This is a genomic window from Nocardiopsis listeri (assembly GCF_020741345.1).
In the GTDB taxonomy this organism is placed as follows: Bacteria; Actinomycetota; Actinomycetes; order Streptosporangiales; family Streptosporangiaceae; genus Nocardiopsis; species Nocardiopsis listeri_A.
This window is the reverse complement of the sequence record NZ_DYZD01000346.1, coordinates 1-2,636: the sequence shown is the minus strand read 5'-3', so window position 1 is coordinate 2,636 and position 2,636 is coordinate 1. Positions and strand designations below refer to the sequence as shown.

Sequence of the window (2,636 nt, the reverse complement as noted above, 5' to 3'; positions counted from 1 at the left end):
GCGGCTCCGACGGCCGGTTGTGGATCCACACGGACACCACCCGGATCACCGACCCCCGGGAGTGGGAACGCGCGGGGAACAGCGCCCTGCTGTGCGCCGACCCCGACGACGCCGAGGTGCGGCGGTTCCTCACCGGGCCCCGCGGCTGCGCGATCGCCGGAGTGGCCACCACCCCGGACCGAAGGACCCTGTTCGTGACGGTGCGGAACCCGGGGTCGGCCACCGAACACCTGGGCGAGCCGACCGTGGACGACCCGCGTGCGGTGAGCAACTGGCCCGGGTTCGATCCGCGAGGGCGTCCTCGGTCGGCCGTGGTCGTGGTCCGCAGGGACGACGGCGGCGTCATCGGGACCTGAGCGGTCCCTCGACGGCGGTAGGGCGTTCCTGTAGTCGGAGGTTGGGTCGTTCCCGCTTCACCCCGCGCCGCCGCTCCCGTAGCTTGTCGGGGTGAGTACACCGGAGCCGCTCCCCCGCACCGCCTTGGAGGCCGTGCGGAGCAAGGGTTTCCTGTGGTCGTCCTGGCCCTGGCGTGGCCTGGGTCACCTGGCCGCAACGATGGTGACGGGGCCCCTGGCCATGTTGCTGCTGGCCCCCTTCTCGCTACCGCTGATCATGCTCGGCGAGCACTTGGAGGAACTGGCCCGGGGCGAACCGCAGGGGGCCTGGACCCTGGCCGCCCTGTTCCTGTTCGGGGCGATCCTGTTACTGCTCGGCGGACCCTTCGTCGCCCTGGTGATCGCGCCGGTCGAACGGTGGCGGCTACGTCTGGTCCACCCACCGATCGACCACGGGCACCGCGCCACCGGTCCCGGCCTGTGGCACCGGATGCGCGTGCGCTACACCGAGGCGGCCACCTGGCGCGAATTCGCCTACCTGCTCCTGCTGGTCCTGCTACTGGACAACCTGACGTGGTCGCTGCTGTTCCTCTTCCCCGTCATGGGCCTGTTCCTGGTCGTCAGCCCGCTCATCCCCCTGTTCGGGGAGACCGTCGCCCTCGGATGGTGGCACTTCGAGGACCCGCTCACCGCCCTGCCCCTGGTGGCGCCCGGTGTGCTCCTGCTGCTGCTCACCCCCTACGTGTGCACCCCGGCGGCGGGTGCGCACGCCTTGGTGGCCCGGATCCTGCTCGGCGGACGCGGGGAGACCGAGGAACTGCGCTCCGAACTGGTCGAGGTCACCCGTTCGCGCGCCCGCCTGGTGGACGCCTTCGAGACCGAACGCCGACGCATCGAACGTGACCTGCACGACGGCGCCCAGCAACAGTTGATCTCCCTGGCGATGCGTCTGGACCTGGCCCGTCTGGACGCTCCGGCGGGCAGCGGGATGGAACGCACCCTGAGCCAAGTGCACGGGCAGGCCAAGGAGATCATCGGGTCACTGCGCGAGATCGTGCAGGGCATCCACCCCAAGGTGCTCAGCGATCGTGGGCTGGTCGCGGCCCTGCCCGAACTGGCCGACCGCTCCCCCGTCCCCACCCGCGTACGTGTCGACCTGCCGCGCAGGCCACCCGCGCACCTGGAGAGCGCCGCCTACTACGTGGCCGCCGAGTCCCTCACCAACGTCGCCGAACACGCCGAGGCCACCAAGGTCCGGCTGAACATCCGTCTGGAGAGGGGCACCCTTGTGTTGGAGACCGTCGACGACGGACGGGGCGGTGCCGACCCCGCCGACGGCAGCGGGCTGACCGGTCTGGCCGACCGGGTCTCCGTCGTCGGTGGCAGAATCCTGTTGTCCAGCCCTCCGGGCGGTCCCACGAGGTTGAGAGCGGAGTTCCCGTGTCCCCCATCCGAGTAGTCCTGGCCGAGGACGGCGCCCTGTTGCGGGAGGGGCTGTCCGACCTGCTGCGCAGGTTCGGCTTCGAGGTCGTCGCGGCGGTCGGTGACGCCGAGACTCTCAAGGCGACGGTCGGCGAGCAGGCACCCGATCTGGTGGTCACCGACATCCGAATGCCGCCCGACTTCACCGACGAGGGGCTGCGCGCCGCCGTGGAACTGCGACGGCGACACCCGCGCCTGCCGGTGGTGGCTCTCAGCCAGTACGTGGAAGCCGGTTACGCGTCCGACCTGTTGGACTCCCAGGAGGGGCTCGGGGTCGGTTACGTGCTCAAGGAGCGGGTGGTGGACGTCGCCGAGTTCTCCGACGTGCTGCGTCGGGTGCACGCCGGAGGCACCGTCATCGACCCCGAGGTCGTGCGACGCCTGGTGCGACGGCGCAGCACCCCGTTGGAGCGGCTGTCCGAACGCGAACTGGAGGTGCTGGCGCTGCTGGCCCAGGGCGACTCCAACGCACGGATCGCCCGGAAGCTGGTGGTGTCCGAACCCACCGTGGGCAAGCACATCACCAACATCCTCGCCAAGCTCGACCTGCCGCCGGAGGAGACCGACGTGGACCGTCGCGTCATGGCGGTCCTGACCTACCTGCGCGAACAACCGGACTGAGCCGGCCCACCCGAAGAGGGCGGTCACGGACACGGGTCCGTGACCGCCCTCGACAGGCGTGTTCCACTCGCCGTCAGGCGACCGCCCCGTCGCGCTCGGCGAAACGCTCGGCGCGCAGACGACGTGCCTCGTCCGGGTCCAGGACCGGAGCGGCGGTGAGCAACTGCTTGGTGTAGTCGCTCTGCGGGTTCTCGTAGA

At 70.7% G+C, this 2,636-nt stretch carries 3 protein-coding genes; all 3 read left to right on the top strand.

All coding sequences use genetic code 11. The annotated features are described in order from the left end of the window. Positions 1–356: alkaline phosphatase PhoX (locus tag K8V84_RS18545; protein WP_304076588.1), on the top strand; the 356-nt coding region annotated here is incomplete at its 5' end. Between the two features lie 91 nt (positions 357–447). Then, positions 448–1,794: a sensor histidine kinase gene (locus K8V84_RS18540; RefSeq protein ID WP_304076586.1), complete on the top strand. Its 1,347-nt coding sequence runs from the start codon at positions 448–450 to the stop codon at positions 1,792–1,794. Continuing rightward, a complete protein-coding gene (locus K8V84_RS18535; protein ID WP_304076585.1) occupies positions 1,776–2,438 on the top strand; it encodes a response regulator transcription factor in 663 nt (220 codons plus the stop codon). Before K8V84_RS18540 ends, K8V84_RS18535 begins: the two co-directional genes overlap by 19 nt. Positions 2,439–2,636: the final 198 nt, after the last annotated feature.